Origin of the sequence: Phytohabitans houttuyneae (genome assembly GCF_011764425.1) — a bacterium.
Classification (GTDB): Bacteria; Actinomycetota; Actinomycetes; order Mycobacteriales; family Micromonosporaceae; genus Phytohabitans; species Phytohabitans houttuyneae.
Genome location: NZ_BLPF01000003.1, coordinates 201,464 through 222,203, shown reverse-complemented (window position 1 = coordinate 222,203; position 20,740 = coordinate 201,464). Strand labels below are relative to the sequence as shown.

Sequence of the window (20,740 nt, the reverse complement as noted above, 5' to 3'; positions counted from 1 at the left end):
AGTCCCTGATCAACCGCCCGCGAGGGTGAACACCACGCCGGCCACCGCCGCGCACAGCAGGGTGGTCACCACGCCGCGGCGGGCGGCCAGGAGCAAAACGGCGGCGCCGGCCATCACCGCGTACTGCCACCAGTCGGTCAGCGCGGCCGCGAGCGGGATGACCGAGCCGAGGATCGAGCCGATCGCGGCCGGCCCGGCACCGTCGAGAAACGCGCGCACCGTCGGGTTGCCGCGCAGCCGGTCGAAGCGGTGCGCGCCGAGCAGCACGAACGCGAACGACGGGCTGAACGCCACTGCCGCCGCGAGCAGGCCCCCGCCCACCCCGGCGGCCGCGTACCCGACCGCGGCGACGGTGTGCACGACCGGCCCCGGCGTGATCTGGCCGAGCGCGACCGCGTTGAGGAACTGCGCGTCGGTCATCCACCCGTACCTGTCCACCGCGTCCGACTGCATCAGCGGGATGATGACGAAGCCGCCGCCGTACGAGAGGGCGCCGACCTTCAACGCCACCCACGCCAGCGGCAGCAGCGCCGCACCGCCGAACGCGCCCGCCGCCAGCAGCGGGGACAGGTGCGCGCCCGCCGTCGTGCCGCTGCGCCGGCGTACCCGCTGCGCGGCCACCTCGACCAGCCCGCAGGCGAGCAGCAGCAGGACAAGCCACGGTCCGACGAGCGCCACGCCGGCGAACCCGACCGCGAGGTAGGCCACCCAGCGCCAGCGGTGCGTGCTGCGCCGCCAGCTCGGCTGGATCAGGCCGGCACCCGCGTGCAGCGCAACGGCCGCGACCGCCGCGCCGGCACCGGCTCCCGCACCGTCGACCCAGAGCGGCGGCGAGCCGGCGAGAAAGAGCGCGGAGAGCGCGAGGATCGCCACAAGGCCCGGCGCGATGAACGCGAACCCGCCCACCACCGCGCCGAGCCGCCCCCGCACGTGCCACGCGCAGAAGATGGCCAGCTGCGTGGAGGCCGGGCCGGGCAGCAGGTTGCAGGCGGCCACCGCGTCCTCGAACGCCTTGTCGTCCAGCCACTTTCGCCGCTGCACGCACAGCTCGCGCAGCATGGCGATGTGCGTAGGCGGCCCGCCGAACCCGATGCAGCCGATCCGCCCCCACTCCTTCAGGACGGTGCCGACACCGACCCCGGAAGGCCGCACATCACTCACCGGGCCACCGCGCCCGCCCGAGAGCACTCACGCCGGAAGAACGCCGCGCTCACGCCGGCTGGAACAGCTCGACCGGGTTGCCGGACGGGTCGTCGAAGACGATCTGCTGCCCGCCCGGCCCGCTGATCACCTCGCTGCGGAAGGTCAGCCCCGCCGCGCGGAGCCGGGCCACCTCGGCGGCGATGTCGGGCACCCGCAAATGGATCCTGTTCCACCCGCCGGGCCCGGGCTGGCTGCCGTCCGGCAGCGCGCGCCCGGCCGAGCTGGCCGGCCCGGACAGCAGCAGCCGCAGGTGCCCCCGGGACACGTCGGCGAACGGCGGGAAGCTCGCCCGCACCGTGAAACCCAGGTGCTTGGTGTAGAAGTCGACCGCGGCGGGCACGTCGTCGACGAGGTAGCGGACGTAGACGTCGTCGTCGATGGGCGTGGACATCTCAGGCCTCCATGCGATGCAGCAGGTAGTGGATCCGGACGCTCAGCTCGTCGGCCGTGCGCGCGAACGCGGCCGCCCCGTCCCCGGCGCCGGCCGGGTCCGGGATGCTCCAGTGGACGCGCTCCGGGTCGCCCGGGAAGTCGGGCGCGACGAGGCGGACCTTGTCGCAGAGCGTGACCACGTGTCCGAGCCGCCGCCCGGCGAACTCGTCGAGGTGCTTGCTCCGCAGCCCCGAGGTGTCCAGCCCTCGCTCGGACATCACCCGCACCGCCTGCGGGTGCAGCGGCTTGGGGTGGCTGCCCGCGCTGAACACGGCCAGCCGCGGCCGGGCCCGCCGCAGCAGCGCCTCGGCGATCTGGGAGCGGGCGCTGTTGCCGGTACACAGGAAAAGGACCGCGTCCCCCGGGCCGTCACCCGGCGGCGGCGGTGGCGGGACCAGCGCGAGCGCCGGGTGCAGCGCGGCGCCCGCCGCGGAGAGCAGCTCGCCGCAGCGGGCCAGGTCGAGCGCGTAGAACACCACCCGGCCGTCGGCGGCGCTGCGCCGCACAGACACCAGCCCCGCGGTGCGCAGCCGCGCCAGATGGTACGAGACGAGGTTTTGCGGCTCGCCGACCAGATCGGACAGCTCGTGCACCTGCCGGTCGCTGCGGGCCAGCGCGGTCAGCAGTCGCCACCGCACCGGATGCCCCGCCAACCCGAGAAACTCCGGCGGCACCTCGTCCACACCCCGGACGATACATCAAACCGGTTTGATAGATCTACCAGGGTCCTACGTCATGCGCGCGATCGCCCCGCGCAGCCGGCGCAGGTCGCGCAGCCGCCGTTCGTAGGTCATCGCGACCGCGATCAGCACGAGGCCGCCGATCGCCAGGTACGCCCAGCGCGGCAGCAGGTCCCACACCAGCACCTCGTGCAGCGCCACCACGACCAGCACCGCCCCGCCCACGACGAGCGGCGCCTGCCGCTTCTCGTACGCGCCGCCCAGCACCGCCAGCAGCGCGCCGAGCCCGAGCAGCAGGCGGCGTACCCCCTGACCCTCGGCGACGAGGATCGACGCGAGGCTGGGCAGCAGCGCGACGCCCAGCCCCGGCGCGTACGCCACCCAGCTGCCGATTCCCGGCCGGCCGCGCAGGGCGAGGTGGCCGGCGGCGAGCGCGAGGACGGCGGCCGGCAGCGTGTACGCCTCGGTCAGCGCCACCCGCTCCGCACCCAGCAGCAGCCACCAGGCCAGCAGCACGCTCGCACCAGCGACCAGCGCGAGCGGCCGGCGGGCGGTCTCGCCGGGTGCGACGGCCCGCGCCGCGACCGCGGCCGCCCACAGCGTGCAGAGGGCGGCGGCGTGCCGCGCGTCGCCGATGGTGAGCAGCAGCGCGACGGCGGCGGTCGCGTACGCGGCGGCGTCGACAGCCACCCGCTCGACGGCCTTCGCGGGCCGGCGCCGCAGCAGCGCGGCAAGGCCCAGGGCGGCGGCCGCCACCGCGAGCACGGGGTACGCGGCGCGCCCCAACGGCAGCCCGGCCGCCAGCGTCGAGGTCACCGCGAGCGCGCCGCCCGACACCGCGGCGGCGAGCCAGCCGCCGATGCGCACGGCCGAGGTCGCGCCGGCCGCCCCCACGACCGCCGCGGCCACGACCACGAATCCCAGGCCACCGAGCGTGGCGGCCTCCGTCGGCAGCAGGCCGGCGAGTCCGGGCGCGGCCATCAGGCATCCGACGGGTACGCCCCACACGCGGCCGCCGTCCCGGACCGTGACCGCCAGGACGAGCGCGGTGCCGAGCGCGAGCAGCGCGGCCGGCACCAGCGGCCACGGCACCTGCGCGGCGGCGGCCACCGCGACGAGGCCGGCAAGCCCGGTGACGGCGGACGCGGCGTACCGGCCGACCATCGCGAGCGCGGCGGCGAGCAGCAGCACGGCGACCGGCCCGCCGCCCGGCAGCGCGTACGCCTCGCCGGGCACCCCGGTCCACGCCTCGCCCAGCCACCGGTACGGCTTGACGAAGAGCACATAGGACAGTGGAATGAGGACGACCAGCAACACCACCCCGTGCAGCGCTGTCGCGGCGGCCAGCGACACCCGGCCGGACGGGCGCACCGCCCGGTACCCGGCGGCCAGCACCAGCAGCCCCAGCGCCGGGTAGAGACCTGTCGGGTCGCCCACGCCCGCCCGGTCCGGCCACAGCGTGGCACCGGTGACCGCGACAGCCAGCGCGGCGACCGCGTAGGGACGCACCGGCCGGGCGCCGAGCACCGCGACCGGCAGCAGGAGCAGCGCGGCGGCGACCAGCCCGGCGCGCGCCGGCCACGGCTGGTCCACACCGGACGCGAACACCGCGCACGCGGCCGCGGCCGGCCAGGCGGCGAGCCCGGCGGCGAACGCGACCCGCCGTACGACGTCCGCGCCGGTGGCCGTCGCGGGTTCGCCGGCCGCGGTCCGTTCCCCGGTGGCGAGGGCGGCCACACCGATCGCGGCGAGCGCGCCCAGCGCGGCGGTGGCCGGCCACGGCCGGATCAGGCTCACCGCCACCGCGTGGGCGGCGAGCACCGCGGCGGCCGGCCCGGCGACCGCCGCCACGCGGCGGGACAGCGCGGCACCGTGGCCCGGGGCGAGCACGAGCAACGCCGCGGCGGACAGCTCCAGCGGCACCAGCGCCCACCACGGCACCGGCAGCCCGAGCAGCGTGACCGTCCCGCCCGCGACGGCGAGCCCCCGCCGCCAGCCGGCCGGTGCCGCGAGCGCCAAAGCCGCCGTGCCGAGCGCCACCGCGACCGGCACCTGCCAGTCGAACGGCGCGCCGGTCCCCGACCCGCCCCGCCAGGCCGGCAGCGACGCGGCCAGGCTGCCGACCGCGTTGGCGGCGGCCATCCCCACTGCGAACGGCGCCAGCAGCGCGGCCGCGACCACCGCACCGATCCGCGCACCGACCGCCTCCGGCTCGGCGGCGATCCGGGAGCCCACCACGGCCGCGGCGGCGCCCAGCGCGAGCACGGTCGCGGCCGCCACCGCCAGAAAGACCGAGGGCGTGAGCTGGGCGAACGGCCGCACGACCGCGCCGCCGACCGCGAGCGCGGCAAGCGCCGCACCTACCGCTCGCAGCGGCACCCGGCCGGTGAGCCGCCCGGCCGCCAGCAGCGTGGCCGCGGACAGCAGCGCCGGCACGCCGACGACCGCCACCCACGCCACCGGCCCCGGCGTGAGCAGCGCGTAGAGGGCGCACACCCCCGAGAGCACCTGCGCGCACCCGTACACGACCCAGGCCGCCACCCGCAGCTGCCGGCCGGCGAGGCGGACGACCGCGAGGTTCGCGACCGCCGCCACCGTGAAGGCCAGCGACCAGCCGCGCATGCCCGCCTCCCACTCGGCGGCCAGCAGGGGCGCCGCCGGCTGGATCGCGACGAGCGCGGCGAACCGGGGCGCGGACAGCCCGGTCGCCAGCCCGTACCCCACGCCGGCGGCCGCGGTGACCGCGCAGACCCCGGCCGCGTAGCCGGCGCCCGGCACCGCGCCGAGCCCGAACAGGTCGACGTACCAGGCGCCGTACCCGTCCAGCACCACGAGCAGCATCGCGATCGCCGCGAACGTCTCCGCCGTGCCGCGCAGCCCCCGCCGCACGGCCAGCGGCGGCACGGCGAGCGCGAGCAGCGTCACCACACCGAGGGCGAGCGAGCGGCCGACCGCGCCGTACGTCGCCCACGCCACTCCGGTGAACACGACCGCCGCCGCGCCCACCAGCAGGCCACCGAGCACGAAGAGCAGGTTTTGCACGGTGACCGGACGCGCCTCGGGCCCGGCCGCGCGCTCCCGCGGCGGGACGGCCGCGGGCGCCTCAGGTGGCGCTCCGGGTGGCACTCCGGCCGTACCGGCCCGCGCGTACGCCGCCGCCTGCCGCACCCGCACGGCCAGCACGTCGCGGCGCCGCTGGGCGGCGTGGAACTCTGCGGCGAGCGCCTGGTACCCGGCCAGCGCCTCCCGCACCCGCGGCCCGAGCGCACCCAGCTCCGCGTTCAGGCGCATCACCTCGGCGGCGTCCGGGTCGGGCGCCCGACCGCAGCCGCCACAGCCCGCGGTGAGGTCCGCGGGTGCTCCGCACACCGGACACGGGTACGTCGTCATACGCGCATCCTGCCAACGCGGTCCCACCCCGGCCCAGAGTGCCCGTACTCAGCCCCGATACTCAGCCACCGCCCCACGGATTGACAGTCATCTACTCGTGAGGGATCATCGGCCCTGGTCACTTCGCGTCACCGGGCGGGGCGTGAGGCATTCCCGCCGCGCCGGCGGCCTCCCCGCGCCGGCCGTTCCCCCGGAGGAGACGCGCATGCACCGACGACCACCCCGAACCCGGCTGTTCGCCGCCGCCCTGGCCGCCACGCTCGCGGTTGTCGCGGCGGCCACCACGACGGCCGGCTACGCGGCCGCGGCGGGCTGCCGTGTCGCGTACACGATCGGCTCGCAGTGGTCCGGCGGCTTCACCGCCAACGTCAACGTCACGAACATCGGCGACCCCGTATCCGGCTGGACGCTGCGGTGGTCGTTCACGGCCGGGCAGAGCGTGTCCCAGGCCTGGAACGCCACCGTGACGCAGAGCGGAAGCACGGTCACCGCGGTCAACGCCGGCTGGAACGGGAGCCTGCCGACAAACGGCAGCGCCGGGTTCGGCTTCAACGGCGGCTGGAACAACTCCGCGAACCCGGTGCCCACGAGCTTCACGCTCAACGGCGTCACCTGCACCGGCTCGGTCGGACCCACCACCTCGCCGACCGTCGCGCCGACCACCGCCGCGCCGACCACGCCGCCGCCGGGCGGGGTGCCGCCGCAGCGCACCGTCCGCGTGTACTGGCTCAAGCCCACGGACGTCGCCTACGACCAGCGGTACCCGGACGGCATCGCGAACGTGATGCGCGAGGCGCAGCGCTACTACCGGCAGGAGCTGGGACGGACGTTCACGCTGAACAACCCGGTGGTGGAGGTGGTCAACGGCGACCACCCGCGCGCCTGGTACGAGAACACCCCGAACGGCAACGAGTGCTACTGGTGGGTGGTCTTCAACATGCAACAGGAGCTGATGCGCAAGCTCTCCCTGCGCGCGCCGGACACCCGCTGGATCAACGTGGGTGAGATCAGCGCCGAGGCGTCCTGCTCCGGCGGCGGTGGCGGCGGCGGCTGGGTGATCCTGAGCGGTCACGACGCCGACGGCGCGGCCGGCATCGGCGGCACCATGAACCGCTGGTACGGCGGCATGGTGCACGAGCTCGGCCACGCGTTCGGCCTGCCGGACTCCACCTCGACGGACGGCACACCGATGTCCGCCTCGTTCTACAACTACCCCAACACCCACTTCAGCCAGGCGCAGAAGGACCGCATCCTGAGCGGACCGTACGGCAGCTTCCTGTCCTGAGTGGACCCACGCACCGGCTCGTGGGCCGCCCGCTGGCCCACGAGCCGGGCCTAGGCCTCGAACGTGATCCGGATGCCCACCGTGCCGTCGCGGCCCCGGCGGATGCGGCTGCCCAGCATGGTGATCCGGCCGACCAGCCCGTACTTGCGGGCCATCAGCCGGCGGATGTGCTCGTCCGCGTGTGCCGAACCGGTCAGCGTGGCGTGCCCGGACACCGCGTCACCGCGCGGGTTGCCCCGGAAGTCACACGGCGCGACGGTCACCGCCCCGCTGCGCCGGATGCGCTTGACCTTGCCGGCGTCCGCGACGCTCCACACCGCGAGGGCGTCACCGTCGCGGACGGACCAGACCGGGGTGGCCACCGCCCGCCCATCCTTGCGGAACGTCGTCAGCAACACGTAGCTCTCGTCCGCGAGGCGGTCCAGGGCGCTCATGTCCAGCCAGGCTACCCGCCGCGGCGGACCGGGCCGGAATGCCGGCGGTCGCCCGCGCGTTGACCCACCTCGTGAACATGCTCGAGCAGTACCGGCAGGCCCTCCTGTACCTGGAGATGGGCCTCCCGGGCGACGCCGCCCGCCTCCTGGCACCCATCGTGACGGCCGAGCCGGCCAACGCCGAGGCGCGGCTGCAGCTGGCCCTGGCCTACTACGCGTCGGCTCAGCTCAACCGTGCCCAGGCGGAGCTGCGCGTGCTTGTCGAGCGCGACCCCACCGACCACTACAGCCACCACCTGCTCGGCCGCACCCTGGAGCGCCTCAACCGCCCCACCGAGGCGCTCCCCCACCTCCGGCTCGCCGCCGCGATGGCCCAGGTCCCCGAGTACGGCACCGCCGTCGACCGGGTCAGCTCCCACCTGGGCCGGGCCCGCCCGTAACGACCGCCGGCTCCTCGAACAGCAGCTCATCTCCGTCGACTGTGGACCGCACGCCGAGCGGAAACGTCGGCAGCGGGTCGGTGTGGCCGCCCTCGACCCGCGCCAGCACCGGGTAGTCGTGGCCGGCCACGTGCTCCAGCACGAGCTGGTGCAGGCGGTCGGTGTCGGCGGCGGTGAACCGGTACGGCCGGCACAGCACCAGCGCGGCGAGGCTGTCCAGGCCGCCGGCGTTGCGCAGGTGGGTGAGGTCGGCGTCGGCCTGCGCCAGGTCGTACGGCGGCTCGGGCGTCTCCAGCACCAGGACCCGCCCGCGGTAGTCCGGCTGCCACGGCGTGCCCAGCAGGTGGCGGGCGCTGGGCAGGCAGGCGGCCAGCAGCGGGCCGGTGCCCCGGCCGGCGCGCAGCACCTCGCGGGGTCGTGACGGGCTGCGGCGCAGGGGCGTGCCGGTGGCCTCCGCGGCGTCGAAGTCGCCGTCGTGCACCTCGACGTCCGCGCGGGGCAGCGCACCGGCCGCCTCGGCCCGGCCGGCGACCGCCTGGAAATGATCCACCGTGTACCCGAACGGGCCGCCGACCGCGCCCCACTGCGGGATCAGCGCCGGGCCGTAGAACGTCACCAGGCCGGTCGCGCGGTGGATGCCGTGGTGCAGCGACGTGATGTCGGAGTAGCCGCAGAAGACCGTCGGGTTGGCGGCGATCAAATCCATGTCCAGCAGCGGCAGCAGCTGCGCGGAATGGTCACCGCCGATGCCGCAGACGATCCCGCGCACCTCCGGGTCGGCGAACGCGGCCAGCAGGTCCTCGGCCCGCTCCTCGGCGCTGCCGGAGACCCACTCCCACTGTGAGCGGCCGGCGGCGTGCGGCATCACGCGCACCTTGTAGCCGAGTCCTTCGAGCACCGCCACGCCGCGCCCGGTCGCCGCCGGCAGCTCGCCGACCCCGCCCCACGCGGGCGAGACGACGGCGATGACGTCGCCGGGCCGCAGCGCCGGCGCCAGCAGCGGATTCACGTTGTCCCCCATGCCAAGGCAGGGTACCGGCGGTGGTGTTTTGCGGCGATGTCATTTGCGCGTCACCGTTTCCGCTTACGCCGCGCGTACACGCGGGTCGATGTAATTCAGCGCGTCCATCTCCGGTCCTTTTCGCAGGAGAGTTGGAGGTCCCTGAATGACTCGACACGAGTCGCCGACCGGCCGCGCGTCCCGCCTCTGCGCGGCCGCGGTGGCGGTGGTCACCGGGCTCGGGCTGGTCCCGGCCGCGCCGGCCGCCGCCGCGCAGCGCACACCCTCGACGGCCGACTGGAAGCCCTGCCCCGCCTACTCCGACGAGGCGCTCGAGGCGATGGCGCCGCCGCGGGCGCTGGAGCGGTTCAAGCAGCTGCTGGCCCGGCTGGAGTGCGGCACGGTCAGCGTCCCGCTCGATTACCGCCGGCCGAAGGGCCGCCAGATCACGGTCGCCGTCACCCGGCTCAAGGCACAGGACCAGGCGCGCCGGCTGGGCAGCCTCGCGCTCAACCCGGGTGGGCCGGGCGGCAGCGGGTACCTGATGCCGGTCGAGCTGCTGACCATGAGCGACGCCATCGCGGGCCTCAACGAGCGGTACGACCTGATCGGCTTCGACCCGCGCGGCGTCGGCTACAGCACCACAGTGGACTGCCCACCGCCGGACGGAGGTCCCGGCGAGCGCCCGGTCGGCCCGATCACCGAGGCCGCGGCCCGGCAGCTCTACGACCTGGAGGTGGCCGCCAACGCCGCCTGCGGCCGGTCGGATACCGCCTTCCTCGGCCAGCTCACCACCGCGAACGTGGCACACGACCTCGACCGCGTCCGCGCCGCGCTGGGCGAGCGGAAGCTGAGCTTCCTGGGCGTCTCGTGGGGTACCTGGCTCGGCGTCGTGTACCGCAGCCTGCACCCCGACCGCGTCGACCGCATGTTCCTGGACAGCGTCGCGATCCCCCGCTTCAGCATCCCCGCGTTCGAGGACGGGCGCGCCGCGGCGGCCGAGCGCAACGCGCTGCGGATGGCCGCGTGGATCGCGCGGCACCACGGCACGTACGGGTTCGGCACCACGGCCGACCAGGTACGGGCCGCGATCATCGCGCTCCGCGCCGACTACGACGCCAACCCGCGCCGCTTCACCGACCTCGACCTGCCGGTCGACGGCTCGATCGTGGCCCTCTCCGCGGCACAGGGCGCTGAGATCTGGCCGGTGGCCGCCACGGTGCTGGCCGAGCTGCGCGACGCGACCGGACCGACCGCGCCGCCGACGGTCAAGGAGGTGCTCGGCGGCGGGCCGGCCGAGCCGCCGCCGTCCGAGCCGCCGGCCGACCTGCCGGAGCGGTTCAACCCGACGATGAACCGCGCGGCCTTCTGCAACGAGGACCCGAGCCGCCTCGACTTCGCCGCGGCGTGGGAGTCGTACCAGCGGCGCCTCGCCGACAACCCGCTGACCGGGCGGTCGGGCGGCTTCTCCGGCGGCTGCGCCGGCTGGCCGCTGCCGGTGCAGACCGTCCAGCTCCGCCCCGGCGGCGGCTCGCTGGTGCTGTCCGGGCACCGCTACGAGACCCCGTCGCCGTACGAGTGGACGCTGCAGACCAGGTCCATCGTCGGCGGCCGGGTGTACACAGTGGACGACGACGTGCACGGCTCGGCCCCGCTGGAGCCGGCCTGCGCCGCCGACGTCGTGGCGTTCTTCGACACCGGCCGCATCGACGGCGGCTGCCCGGGCGCCCCGGTGCCGTCCGGCCCGGACGACCGGTCCCCGCGGGCCTCGTTCCGGGCGTGAGCCACGCGGTGCCGGGGCGGCCGCCCGCCGTCCCGGCACCGCACGCGTGATACCCCAAATGCTATTTATCCAGCTCGATGTCGCCCGCCTATCCTTGGGTGATGCCGCGCCGGATCGCCCACCTCGCCGCCGCCTCCCTGCTGGTCGCCGCCGGACTGCTCGGCGTGGCCAGCCCTTCGCACGCCGCACCGCTCGGGACCGTCTACGGCGGTGACCCGTTCCGGAGCACGGCGGGCGGGCGGTGCACGGTCTCGTTCACGGTGGTCGGCGGCTTCCTCACCACACGGCAGTGCGCCAGCCGGGTCGGCGACGTGGTGTACACGCCCGGCGGCGAGCGGTTGGGCCAGGTCGCGGCGGTCGGTCCGGCCACGGCCGACTACGCGTTCGTGCGGCTGGACGCCGGCTGGACACCGGTCGGCAGGATCCGCGCCGGCGGGACGCTGATCGCGGTGACCGGCGCGACCCCGGCCGCTGTCGGCGCGGCCGTCTGCCGGTACGGCAGCACGACCGGGTGGCGCTGCGGCACGCTGCTGGCCAAAAACGTGACCGTCCACTTCGCCGGCGGCGTCGTGTACGGGCTGACCAGGACAAACGTCTGTTCCGAGCCGGGCGACGCGGGCGGCCCGTTCATGGCCGGCGGCCAAGCGCAGGGCATGACCTCCGGCGGATCCGGCAACTGCACCACCGGCGGCGCCACGTACTTCCAGCCGGTCGCGGTACCCCTCGCCGCGCTCGGCCTGACCCTGCTCACGTCGCCCGCGCCCGCCTGACGCCCGTCAAACCCCCTGTCAAACGCGGCCGTGGTTGCCTGCGGTCCTCAGGCAACGACGAGATGGGGAGCGGTCATGGGGCTGTTCATGGACGTGCACACGGTCGAGGGCGGGGTGTCGCGGGACGACGTCGCCGCCGCGCACGAGAAGGACCTGGCCACCCAGGGCGCGCACGGGGTGAGCTACCTGCGCTACTGGGTGGACGAGCAGGCGGGAAAGGTCTTCTGCCTTGTCGAGGCGCCCAGCGCCGAGGCGGCCAACACCGTGCACCGCGAGGCGCACGGGCTCGTCGCCGACGAGATCTACCCGGTCAGCGAGCACTCGTAGGCTGAGCACGTGCTCGCCGTCCACCTGCTCGGTCGGCCCCGCGTCGACCGCGGTGGCGGCCCGGCGGCGTACCAGTTCCGCAGCCGCAAGAGCTGGGCGCTGCTGGCGTACCTGCTGCTCAGCGAGAGACCGCCGACGCGCGGCCAGCTCGCGACCCTGCTGTTCGCCGGCGCCGACGACCCGCTGCGCGCCCTGCGGTGGAGCCTCACCGAGATCCGCCGCGCCCTGGGCGACGACGGGACGGTCGACGGCGATCCGGTGACGCTGGTGTTGAACGGGGACGTGCTGGTCGACGCCGCGGTGCTGGCGCGCGGCGCGTGGGGGGAGGCCGTCGAGCTGCCCGGCCTCGGTGCCGAGCTGCTCGACGGCATCACGATCCGGGGCGCCGAGGGTTTCGAGACGTGGCTGCTGTCCGAGCGGCGGCGCCTGGCCGCGGCCACCGAGGCGGTCCTGCACGAGGCGGCGCTGGGCTGGCTCTCCCGCGGTGATCCGGAGACCGCGCGCGGCTTCGCGGTGCGGGCGGCGGCGCTCAACCCGTTCGACGAAAACCACCAGGCTTTGCTGATCCGCCTGTACCGGCTGGTCGGCGACGACGCGCGGGCCCGCGCGCAGTACGCGAGCTTCGCCGAGCTGCTCGCTGCCGAGGTCGGCACCGCGCCCGGCGCCGCGGTGGAGGCCGCCCTGCGGGAGGAGCCCGACCGGGGTGAGCCGGTGGCCGACGCGGTCTCCATCGAGGCGGTGGTGGAGGCCGGCACGGCGGCGATCTCGGCCGGCGCTGTGCCGGCGGGGATGCGGTCGGTCCGGACCGCCATCCGCCTCGCCGACGGCGCCGGCCACGCACGGCTGCGCGTGGCATCGCGCCTCGCCCTCGCCGAAGCGCTCATCCACTCCGTCGGCGGCTTCGACGAGGAGGGGCAGGCCATCCTGCACGAGGCCGACCGCATCGCGAGCGCCGGCGGCGACCTGGCGGCCGCGGCGCAGGCGCGCGCCGAGCTCGGCTACGTCGACTTCCTGCGCGCCCGCTACGACCGCGCCGAGCTGTGGCTGACCGACGCGCTGCGGACGGCGCCGGACTCACCGTCCATCGTGGCCAAAGCCACCACGTACCTCGGCGTGGTCGAGTCCGACCGGGCCAGCTACCCGCGCGCCGAAAGCCTCCTCGCGGACGCGGTCACCCTGTCGCGGGCGGCGGGCGAACCGCGGCGCGAGTCGTATGCCCTGTCCGGGCTCGGCCGCATCAGCCTGCTCCGCGGTGACCTCGACCGGGCGCGGGACGCGCTCACGGTCTCGATCGAGCTGGCGCAGCGCCATCACTGGCTCGCGTTCCTGCCGTGGCCGCAGTCGCTGCTCGGCGAGGTGCACCTGCTGCGCGGCGACATCGCGGCCGCCGCGGAGGCGTCGCGGCAGGCGTTCGCCCGCGCCTGCCAGATCGGCGACCCGTGCTGGGAGGGCATAGCCACCCGCGGGCTGGCCCTTGTCGCGGTGCACGCGGGCGAGCCGGAGCGGGCGTTCGCGCTGCTGACCGACGCGCGTGCCCGCTGCAACCGGCTGGCCGACCCGTACGTGTGGCTCGACGCCTACATCCTCGACGCGATGTGCACGCTCGGCCGCCGGTACCAGCATCCGTCCACTGAGGACTGGATCGCCGCGATGTGCGAGCTGGCGTCCCGTACCGACATGCGCGAGCTCGTCGTGCGGTCGCTGCTGCACCGCGCCGCGCTGGGCGACCACGGCGCCACGGAGGCCGCCGCCCTGCTCGCGGCGGCGATCGACAACCCGCGGCTGCGACCGCTGCTGCCGTCGTGAGCGCCGGTCAGCCGTTCGTGCGCAGCCGCTCGACGGCCTTGGCGGCCAGCTGCCGCACGTACTCCTCGTCGCCGCTGGCCGACTCCCAGCCAAGGTCCGCCACGACGGTGATGTAGTCGCCGACGCGGGCCACCACGACCGGCGTGGTGGTGGTGACCTCGCTGCCGCCGTACTCGAACCGGTCGGAGACCCGCAGCAGCATCGACTCGTCGCCGGCGACGTCCGTGCCGGCCGCCCGCCACTCGTGCTGTCCGGCCTTCAGGCTGCCGGGGCAGCTGCTCACCGCGGCGGCGATCTCGGCGAACGCGGCCGCGGCGTTCCCGGGGTGCAGCCCGACGTACTGCAACACGATCAGCGGCGTCTGCCCGGCGCCCGGGCTGACCTGCGCGCGCATGGCCACCGCCGCGGTCCGGGTGGCGTCGCTGGGGTACCGCGCGCCGCACGGCCGGGCCGGGCGCAGGTGCGCGCTCTGCCCGGCGCCAAGGGGCTCGAGTGCGGCGCCGGACAGGTCGTCCGGCTGGAGCAGGGCCGACGAGGCGATCACCCGTTCCTTCAGCGGGGACGGTGACCCGGTCGGTGCCGGTGTGGCCGGTGCCGCCGTGACCTGCCCCGCCGTCGCGGCCGGCTCAGCCGGATCGGCGGTGGAACAGCCGGCCACCGCGAAGACGGTCGCGCCGGCGAGTGCCAGCAGCCGGGTGCCGCGCATGGCATCCCCTCCCCAGTCCTGCGCACCGACTGCCCCGCACGCGCCACCGACAAACCTCGCGGGCACCGCGGCGCAGGAACCCAGCACCCGGCGCACGCCTCGTCATCAGCGGAGGTGACGCACGATGCCTATCGCGATCCGCCGCGTACTCGCGGTGACCCTGGCCAGCCTCGTGGCGCTGGTCCTCGCCCCGGCGCCGAGCCAGGCCGGCGGCTGGGCGCTCACGGTGCTCGACCCGCTGCCCGACCGGGTGGAGGCGGGCCGGACGTACACCGTGGGGATGTGGCTGCTGCAGCACGGATTCCACCCGTACACGGGCGGCGACCTCGGCGCGGTCGAACTGCACCTCGTCGGCGCCGACGGGAAGAGCAGCGGCTACCCGGCCGTCGCGCTCAAGGACCCCGCGCACTTCGCCGCCACGGTGGTGGTGCCGCGCGACGGCCGGTACACGGTGGTCGCCAAGCAGGGCTGGTTCGCCGACTACCGCATCGGCACGCTCACCGTGCCCGGCACGCTCGCCGTGCTGCCGGTGCCGGTCGAGCTCACCGCGGAGCACATCGCCAAGTACTGGACGGGCGCCGCCCACCCGCCGATCCTGCCGGTCGACACGAGCCGGGACGTCTTCAACGAGCCGGCGGCCGCGCCGCCGCGGGCCGAGCCGCCGGTGCAGGCGGCCGCCGCGCAGGCGGAGCCGATCTCGCCCAGCACCTCGCGGCTGACCGTGCTCGCCGGGGTGGCCGCGCTGCTGGTGGTGGGCACGGTGCTGCTCAGCCGGCGCCGCCTGATGGCCCGCCGCCGCCCCACCTGAGCCGCAGGTCAGCCGGCCGCCGCGGCCCGGTCAGGTCGACGGGTCGCGGCGGCGCAGCTCCTCCTCGCGGCGGCGCAGGTCGGCCTCCCACGTGCGCAGCAGCTCCTCGTCCTCGCGCCGCTCACGGGCCTTGCTCCGCAGAAACTCCGGGTCGTCGTCGGGCGCGAGCGGGCGGGGCCGTTCGTACTCGGGGAAGCCGCTGCCGGGACGCCACGCGCCGGCGCGGCCCACCCGCTGGCCCTGCGGCCGGCCGGCGACGAACCACACGATCGGGCCGATCGGCGGAAACAGCAGGATGATGAACACCCAGGCGACCTTCGGCAGGTTGCGCACCGCGGCGTCCTCGCTGGACAGACAGTCGATCAGCGCAATGACGACGAGCACCAGGTCGACCAGGAACAACAGGCCGTAGAGACGAATCACGCCGGACATCATGCCGTGCGGGCGTGCGGCCGTGTGTCCCGTACGGCGCCGCTGACTCAGTGCCAGTCGCTGATCCGCACGTCGTCCGGGTCCGGCGAGCCCTTGCCGGTCTCCACCAGCTGCTTGAGGCTGAGCAGGAAGGTCGCCCACTTGGTGCTGCAGTGGTACATGAACTCGACCGGCTCGGCCCAGCCCCGGTGCTCGAAGAGCACGATCGTGTAGTCGCCCTCCTGGCGCAGGTCGAAGTTGACCTGCGTACCGATCCACTCGGCCGGCCCTTCGACGACCTCCCAGAGCACGCGCTTGCCGGGCGCCAGCTCGACGACCTTCATGTCGAAGCCGCCGGCCACGAAGCGGAAGGCGATCACGCCGCCGACCTCGGTGTTGCCCGTCGTGTCGCGGGTCCACCACCCGGAGAGGCCGTCGAGCGTGGTCAGAGCGGCGTATACGGCGTCCGGCGACGCCTTCTCGACGCCGATCCGGTGCAGGATGTTCACCATTTTCCTTGTCCTTTCACGGGTGCGCGCGGGGCGCACGGATCCCTCCCACCGCGAGTACGCGGCGGGCTGTGCGATATCTGGCGGCGAGCGGGCGGTCAGGCCTCGCGCTCGCGCTGGATGGCTTCGGCGATCCGCTTGATGCGGTGCAGTCGGGCGTCCCAGCTGGCCCCGACCGAGGCCAGCTGCGCGGCGGCGCGGGCGAGCTGCGCCCGGTCGACGTGGTAGCGGCGCTCCCGCCCGGCGGTGGTGCCGTGCACGAGCCCGACCTGGTCGAGCACCTGCAGGTGCTTGGCCACCGCCTGCCGGGTCACCGGCAGCTGTTCACTCAGCGACGTGGCGGTGCCGGAGCCGGTGGCGAGCAGCACGTCGAGCATGCGCCGCCGGGTGGGGTCGCCGATCGCCGACCAGAGGTCGTCGTCGACCGCTGTGGCGCTCACCGCGCGGCCACCCGCTGCCCGGCGTACCGCGCGAGCCGCGGCAGGAACCGGTCCCACGACGTGGCGTGCTCGCGGTACGCGGCCTCCAGCGTGGCGACCTCCCACCCGCGCTCGCGGAAGCCGGTCTCGGTCAGCCGCAGCGTGGTGCCGGCGCCGGAGGGCACCAGCTCGAGCGTGACGAGGAACGAGTTCGAGGGGTCGGGCACGTCGTCCGGCTCGTACGCCCAGCGGAAGGAGAACAGCCTCGGCGGCACGGCCTCGACGACCGTCATCGGCACCACCATGGCCCGCTCGGGGCCGTCGCCGTGCCACACCAGCTCCCCCACGCCCCCGGGCGTCGGGTCGAGCGTCGCGTCGTCCGGCCACCACTCGCGCAGGTGCTCGGGGCGGCTGACCACCTCGTACACGACCTCGGGCGAGGCGTCCACGTGGATCTCGCGCTCGATCTTGCCGTACTCCATGTGCTCCACCTTGATCACGCAACGTTCGGTTGCACATCAGCCTATGCCGCCCTTCGGCGAAGTGCAACCAGTGGTTGCATCACATGACGTGATGAGATCATCTCTTCATGGACGACCCGACCGAGGCGCTGGCCGACCGCCTCTTCCGCGACGCCCTCGGCGCCCTCGAGCTCTTCACCGTCTACCTGGGCGAGCGGCTCGGCCTCTACCGCGCGCTGCACGACGGCGGTCCCGCGACCTCGACCGAGCTGGCGGCACGCACCGGCACCGCGGAGCGGTACGTGCGCGAGTGGCTCGAACACCACGCCGCGAGCGGGCTCGTCGAGGTCGACGACGCCACCGCCGCTCCGCTCGAACGCCGGTACCTGCTGCCCGCCGCGCACGTCCCGGTCCTCGCCGACCATGACGACGTACGGTTCGCCGCGTTCCGCGCCATCGACATCGCCCGCGCGGCCCGCACGCTGCCCGACCTTGTCGACGCCTTCCGCACCGGCACCGCTCCCCCGCCGTTGCCGTGGGAGCCGGAGGGCCGCGCCGCCGAAAACCGCGTCGTCTACCTCACCCACCTGGGCACCGACTGGCTGCCCGCGATCCCCGACGTGGACCGCCGGCTGCGCGCCCAGCCGCCCGCGCGCGTGGCCGACCTCGCCTGCGGCATGGGCTGGTCGAGCATCGCCATCGCGCGCGCCTACCCACTGGCCACAGTGGACGGCTTCGACCTCGACGCCGCCGCGATCGCCGACGCCCGCCGCAACGCCACGTCCGAGGGCCTCGCCGACCGCGTGTCCTTCGAGGTGGCCGACGTCGCCGCCCCCGGGCTGTCCGGCCGCTACGACCTGGTCACGATCCTGGAGGGCTTCCACGACATGGCCCGCCCCGTCGACGCCCTGCGCGCCGTCCGCACCATGCTCACCGACGGCGGCTCTGTCGTGATCATCGACGAAAACGCCCTCGACGACTTCACCGCACCCGCCCCCGACATGGAGCGCTACCACTACGGCTGGAGCGTCGTCTCCTGTCTGCCCGGCGCCATGGGCGACCCCCGCACCGCCGCCACCGGCGCCGTGATGCGCACCGCCACGCTGCGCCGCTACGCCGAGGAGGCCGGCTTCGGCACCGTCGAGGTGCTCCCGATCGAAACCCCGGCCTGGCGGTTCTACCGCCTCCACCCCACCAGATAGCTCTACCCCCGCCCGCCTCACCTGCGGACCGCACGCTCCCGCGGGCACCGCTCCGGCCGGCGCCCCGCGATCCTCGCCGAGCCGACCGTCGCCCCGCGACGAGACCTCATTCCTCCGTGACCATGGCTTACGCGGCGCAAATCACCCAAAACCGCTGGCCAGACCATGGTCAACGCAGCCGACGCCATGATCACGTCATGCGGGACGCGGGATCCGGCGTGTTGTGGCCCCGGCGGCGGCCGCGGTCGGGCCACAACTGGCATCGCGATGGCCCATCTGTCTGCGCTGTGGGGCGCAATGTGCAGCGCCGGGTCGAGCATTGTCCCGAAAACCGCGCTCCGGCCGGCGTGTCGCGCAGGTTTCGGGACAATGCTGAAGCACTGGCGCGAGGCGGTCAGCCGCAGACGGCGAGATCGCAACACGAGTGGGTCAGCCGCAGGGCGAGATTGCGCCTCAGGCCCCGCGCGCGGCGGGGCTGGTTCGGGTTGTGCGGCGGGTTCGTTTGCGTGCTGGGTGAGGGTCGTGGGTTTTGGGGTGAGCTGGGCGAACGCGGAGGGTGAGGCCGCGGGAGCAACGGTCTGGACCACGGCGGGCGTCGCGGTAGCTCGCTGTCTATTGTGGAGCTACTTGGGTGACCGGCCCTCCCTCGGTGATCGGCTCGGCGAGGGTGAGGACGGCGTTGGCGAGGATGTCGATGCCGTTGCCGCAGGCGTCGGGGCGGGAGTACTCGCGGGGGTGTGGCTGATCCCGCCGTACTCGCCGGCGACGAAGACCATCGCCGTGGGGCAGGTCGCGGCGATCTCCTGGGCGTCGTGCCCGGCGCCGGACATGGCGCGCACGTAGCGGAGGCCGAGCCGGTCGGCGCTGGCGGCGATGACCTCCTGGATGCTCTCGTGGAACGGGACCATCGCGGTCTTGGCCATCCGCTCCCAGGTGGCGGTCACGCCGTGCCGCCGCCGCAGGTCGTCGACGAAGCCGGCCAGGTGCTTTTCCGCCTTGGTCATCAGGGCGTCGTCCGGGTTGCGCAGGTCGACGGTCAGCACGGCCTCGGCGGGGATCACGTTGGTCTGTGCGGGCCGCACCGCGAAGTTGCCAACGGTGCCGCGCAGCTGCCCGAAGTGCCCGCTGTCGCACATGCGGCGCACCTCGACCACGACCTCGGCCGCGGCGAGGCCGGCGTCGTGGCGGGCCGCGATCGGCGTGGTGCCGGCGTGCGCCGCCTCGCCGCGCACGGTCAGGCGCTGCCACGAGATGGCCTGTACGCCGGTCACGATGCCCACGTCGACGCCCGCCTCGGCGAGGATCGGGCCCTGCTCGATGTGGCACTCGATGTACGCGTGCGGGATCGGCCGGATCTCCGGCGTGGGGCCGTCGAAGCCGATGCGCACCAGCTCGCCCTGGACGGTGGCGCCGGTGGCGTCGGTGAGGTTGTGCGCGTACTCCAGCGTGAGGCGGCCGGCCGTGACCGCCGACCCCAGCATGTCGGTGCCGAAGCGGACGCCCTCCTCCTCGGTGAAGAAGCCCACCTCGATCGGGCGGCGGGTGCGGATGCCGGCCTCGTTGAGCGAGCGCATGACCTCGATGCCGCCGAGCACGCCCAGCGTGCCGTCGAACGCGCCGCCGGTGGCCACCGTGTCGATGTGGCTGCCCATCAGCACGCAGGGCAGCGACGGCTCGGTGCCGGCCCGCTCGGCGTAGACGTTGCCGATCCGGTCGACCCGCACGGCCAGCCCCGCCTCGCGCATCCAGGAGACGACCAGGCGGCGCGCCTCGGCGTCCTCGTCGGTCAGCGCCAGCCGCCGCACGCCGCGCAGCCCGGTGGCGTCGTCGTCGTAGCCGCCGATCTCCTTGAGCCGCATGAGGTCGGCCCACAGCCGCTCCCGGTTGATCCGCACCACGGTCCGGTCTCCTCTCAGCGTCGGCCGGTCGCATCCACCGTAGACGCGGCGTCGGCGCACGTCGATGTCGCGCACCCCCCAGTGTGGGTAGATCGCCACAGGTCCCGCGCCCGCCTGGGTATCCCGCTTGCTCACGACCGCCGGCCGCGCCGGCCGTACGTTCCAAGCGTCGGCCGGCCGTGGCGGGTACCGCCCCGGCCGGGACATCGCCAGAACGGAGTCCACAGTGGACAAGTTGACCGAGCAGCGCGCGCCTCGCCGGGGCGCCACGATCACTCGCCGCGCCGGGCTGACGCTCGGCATGGCCGCGGCGCTGGCGGGCGCGGGCGTGGTGGCCGCGGCCAGCCCCGCCCTGGCCGGCCCGCCGGTGTGCGGCCAGGAGCGCGCCTACGTGTACCAGACCAACTCGGGCGGCACCTGGAACGGCCCGAGCATCGACAGCCTTTACAACCCGGGCGAGTTCAACATCAGCCAGACCGCCGAGGACGTGCGCTACGTGTTCGCCGCCGGCGTGCACCGGCCGCGCCGCACGATCAAGTTCACGTTCCGCAACCAGGACGACGCGGTCGTGAAGAGCTACGAGACCACGGCGTCGGACAACGGCGGGGTCGTCCGCCAGGAGTCGAACGTGTTCAAGTACGACTTCACCACGGTCGGCTCGCGCGTGCGGGTGTACGCGGAGATCCGCACCCGCTGCGGCGGCGACGACGTCCCGCGGACCGTCTACGTCGGAGCGATCAACACCACGCCCTGACCCCGGACGGCACGGCCTGGCC

At 74.7% G+C, this 20,740-nt stretch carries 21 protein-coding genes; 9 read left to right on the top strand and 12 right to left on the bottom strand.

Translation table 11 applies throughout. The features are described from left to right. Positions 1 to 9 precede the first annotated feature (9 nt). From chrA to Phou_RS36000, 4 genes are read right to left on the bottom strand one after another with little or no spacing between them, the layout of a single operon-like run. A complete protein-coding gene (chrA, locus tag Phou_RS36015; RefSeq protein ID WP_246274124.1) occupies positions 10 to 1,161 on the bottom strand; it encodes a chromate efflux transporter in 1,152 nt (383 codons plus the stop codon). Positions 1,162 to 1,210: 49 nt separating this feature from the next. Further along, positions 1,211 to 1,594 (bottom strand): VOC family protein, encoded by a 384-nt coding sequence (locus Phou_RS36010; protein WP_173065574.1) that lies wholly within the window; start codon positions 1,592 to 1,594, stop codon positions 1,211 to 1,213. Position 1,595: 1 nt separating this feature from the next. Continuing rightward, positions 1,596 to 2,318, bottom strand: coding sequence for an arsenate reductase/protein-tyrosine-phosphatase family protein (locus Phou_RS36005; RefSeq protein WP_173065571.1), 723 nt, complete (start codon positions 2,316 to 2,318; stop codon positions 1,596 to 1,598). A 45-nt stretch (positions 2,319 to 2,363) separates the two neighbouring features. Then, a complete protein-coding gene (locus Phou_RS36000) occupies positions 2,364 to 5,705 on the bottom strand; it encodes an SCO7613 C-terminal domain-containing membrane protein (protein WP_173065568.1) in 3,342 nt (1,113 codons plus the stop codon). A gap of 205 nt (positions 5,706 to 5,910) precedes the next feature. Here Phou_RS36000 and Phou_RS35995 point away from each other — a divergent pair, with 205 nt between their 5' ends. After that, positions 5,911 to 6,990 carry a cellulose-binding domain-containing protein gene (locus tag Phou_RS35995; RefSeq protein ID WP_173065565.1) on the top strand — a complete coding sequence of 360 codons (1,080 nt, stop codon included), beginning with the start codon at positions 5,911 to 5,913 and terminating at the stop codon, positions 6,988 to 6,990. 50 nt (positions 6,991 to 7,040) lie between these two features. Here the strand turns inward: Phou_RS35995 and Phou_RS35990 are convergent, their stop codons facing one another. After that, a complete protein-coding gene (locus Phou_RS35990) occupies positions 7,041 to 7,424 on the bottom strand; it encodes a PPOX class F420-dependent oxidoreductase (RefSeq protein WP_173065562.1) in 384 nt (127 codons plus the stop codon). A 71-nt stretch (positions 7,425 to 7,495) separates the two neighbouring features. Here Phou_RS35990 and Phou_RS35985 point away from each other — a divergent pair, with 71 nt between their 5' ends. Continuing rightward, positions 7,496 to 7,864 carry a tetratricopeptide repeat protein gene (locus tag Phou_RS35985; protein WP_173068791.1) on the top strand — a complete coding sequence of 123 codons (369 nt, stop codon included), beginning with the start codon at positions 7,496 to 7,498 and terminating at the stop codon, positions 7,862 to 7,864. Here the strand turns inward: Phou_RS35985 and Phou_RS35980 are convergent. Further along, positions 7,833 to 8,885, bottom strand: a complete 1,053-nt coding sequence (locus Phou_RS35980) for a S66 peptidase family protein (protein WP_173065559.1) — start codon at positions 8,883 to 8,885, stop codon at positions 7,833 to 7,835. The genes Phou_RS35985 and Phou_RS35980 overlap by 32 nt on opposite strands. A 145-nt stretch (positions 8,886 to 9,030) precedes the next feature. Between Phou_RS35980 and Phou_RS35975 the strand changes: the two genes are divergently transcribed. From Phou_RS35975 to Phou_RS35960, 4 genes are all read left to right on the top strand, one after another. Continuing rightward, positions 9,031 to 10,647 carry an alpha/beta fold hydrolase gene (locus Phou_RS35975; protein ID WP_173065556.1) on the top strand — a complete coding sequence of 539 codons (1,617 nt, stop codon included), beginning with the start codon at positions 9,031 to 9,033 and terminating at the stop codon, positions 10,645 to 10,647. Between the two features lie 101 nt (positions 10,648 to 10,748). Beyond that, the gene (locus tag Phou_RS35970) at positions 10,749 to 11,417 is read left to right on the top strand and encodes a S1 family peptidase (protein ID WP_246274123.1); all 669 of its coding nucleotides are present in this window, start codon (positions 10,749 to 10,751) and stop codon (positions 11,415 to 11,417) included. A 75-nt stretch (positions 11,418 to 11,492) separates the two neighbouring features. Then, positions 11,493 to 11,744 carry a DUF4242 domain-containing protein gene (locus Phou_RS35965; protein WP_173065550.1) on the top strand — a complete coding sequence of 84 codons (252 nt, stop codon included), beginning with the start codon at positions 11,493 to 11,495 and terminating at the stop codon, positions 11,742 to 11,744. A gap of 9 nt (positions 11,745 to 11,753) precedes the next feature. Beyond that, positions 11,754 to 13,550 (top strand): AfsR/SARP family transcriptional regulator, encoded by a 1,797-nt coding sequence (locus Phou_RS35960; RefSeq protein ID WP_173065547.1) that lies wholly within the window; start codon positions 11,754 to 11,756, stop codon positions 13,548 to 13,550. A gap of 7 nt (positions 13,551 to 13,557) precedes the next feature. Here Phou_RS35960 and Phou_RS35955 read toward each other — a convergent pair whose 3' ends face one another. Further along, entirely contained in the window at positions 13,558 to 14,256 is a 699-nt protein-coding gene (locus Phou_RS35955; protein ID WP_173065545.1) for a hypothetical protein, read from the bottom strand. Between the two features lie 124 nt (positions 14,257 to 14,380). Between Phou_RS35955 and Phou_RS35950 the strand changes: the two genes are divergently transcribed. After that, positions 14,381 to 15,064, top strand: coding sequence for a hypothetical protein (locus tag Phou_RS35950; protein WP_173065542.1), 684 nt, complete (start codon positions 14,381 to 14,383; stop codon positions 15,062 to 15,064). Positions 15,065 to 15,094: 30 nt separating this feature from the next. Here Phou_RS35950 and Phou_RS35945 read toward each other — a convergent pair whose 3' ends face one another. From Phou_RS35945 to Phou_RS35930, 4 genes are all read right to left on the bottom strand, one after another. Then, complete coding sequence (locus Phou_RS35945; RefSeq protein WP_173065539.1) at positions 15,095 to 15,487, bottom strand: PLD nuclease N-terminal domain-containing protein; 393 nt, start codon at positions 15,485 to 15,487, stop codon at positions 15,095 to 15,097. A gap of 56 nt (positions 15,488 to 15,543) precedes the next feature. Then, positions 15,544 to 15,987, bottom strand: coding sequence for an SRPBCC family protein (locus tag Phou_RS35940; RefSeq protein ID WP_173065535.1), 444 nt, complete (start codon positions 15,985 to 15,987; stop codon positions 15,544 to 15,546). A gap of 95 nt (positions 15,988 to 16,082) precedes the next feature. Further along, complete coding sequence (locus tag Phou_RS35935; protein WP_173065532.1) at positions 16,083 to 16,424, bottom strand: ArsR/SmtB family transcription factor; 342 nt, start codon at positions 16,422 to 16,424, stop codon at positions 16,083 to 16,085. Further along, positions 16,421 to 16,885, bottom strand: a complete 465-nt coding sequence (locus Phou_RS35930) for an SRPBCC domain-containing protein (protein WP_173065529.1) — start codon at positions 16,883 to 16,885, stop codon at positions 16,421 to 16,423. Before Phou_RS35930 ends, Phou_RS35935 begins: the two co-directional genes overlap by 4 nt. Before the next feature lie 107 nt (positions 16,886 to 16,992). Here Phou_RS35930 and Phou_RS35925 point away from each other — a divergent pair, with 107 nt between their 5' ends. Continuing rightward, positions 16,993 to 18,066, top strand: a complete 1,074-nt coding sequence (locus Phou_RS35925) for an SAM-dependent methyltransferase (RefSeq protein ID WP_173065526.1) — start codon at positions 16,993 to 16,995, stop codon at positions 18,064 to 18,066. Between the two features lie 623 nt (positions 18,067 to 18,689). On the opposite strand, the gene Phou_RS35920 is transcribed toward Phou_RS35925, so the two are convergent. Further along, positions 18,690 to 19,964: a M20 family metallo-hydrolase gene (locus tag Phou_RS35920; protein ID WP_218579422.1), complete on the bottom strand. Its 1,275-nt coding sequence runs from the start codon at positions 19,962 to 19,964 to the stop codon at positions 18,690 to 18,692. Positions 19,965 to 20,190: 226 nt separating this feature from the next. Here Phou_RS35920 and Phou_RS35915 point away from each other — a divergent pair, with 226 nt between their 5' ends. Continuing rightward, entirely contained in the window at positions 20,191 to 20,718 is a 528-nt protein-coding gene (locus tag Phou_RS35915; RefSeq protein WP_173065523.1) for a hypothetical protein, read from the top strand. Positions 20,719 to 20,740: the final 22 nt, after the last annotated feature.